The sequence below is a fragment of the Paenibacillus sp. JCM 10914 genome, from assembly GCF_001315105.1.
Lineage (GTDB): Bacteria > Bacillota > Bacilli > Paenibacillales > Paenibacillaceae > Paenibacillus_AQ.
Genome location: NZ_BAZR01000085.1, coordinates 1 through 616, shown reverse-complemented (window position 1 = coordinate 616; position 616 = coordinate 1). Strand labels below are relative to the sequence as shown.

The window sequence follows — 616 nt, the reverse complement described above, 5'->3', positions numbered from 1 at the left end:
CAACGGGTCTGCCAGGTGCTACCGGTAATACGGGAGTCACAGGAGTAACAGGCATCACGGGTGCAACGGGATTAACGGGTCCAACGGGTCCAACGGGTCTGCCAGGTGCTACCGGAAATACAGGAGTAACAGGTTCCACGGGGACGACGGGATTAACGGGTCCGACAGGTCTAACGGGGGCAACTGGCGCTACAGGAGTAACAGGCGTCACAGGTGGTATTGGTTTAACTGGGGCAACTGGTAACACAGGGGCGACAGGTTTGACTGGAGCGGTTGGCCCGACTGGCCCAACAGGAGCTCCTGGAGGAGTGACGGGGGCAACAGGCCCTACGGGGTCTACAGGTCCAACAGGAATTACCGGAACAGCGGGGGTAACTGGTGCTACTGGAGCAGCCGGAGTAACCGGAGTAACCGGCCCGACAGGTGCCACGGGATTAACAGGTTCAATGGGAGCCACCGGAGTGACGGGAGCAATAGGTGCTACTGGTGTGACAGGGGTAACGGGTCCAACCGGAATAACAGGTCCAACAGGAGTTACCGGATTAACGGGCCCAACCGGAGTTACCGGAGGCACAGGAGCAACAGGTGCTACTGGTGTGACAGGGGTAACGGGTCC

1 pseudogene is annotated in these 616 nt (G+C 59.4%); it reads left to right on the top strand.

Annotated features, from left to right (window positions below):
- A pseudogene (locus JCM10914_RS28695) lies at positions 1-616 on the top strand (collagen-like protein); the annotation flags it as partial.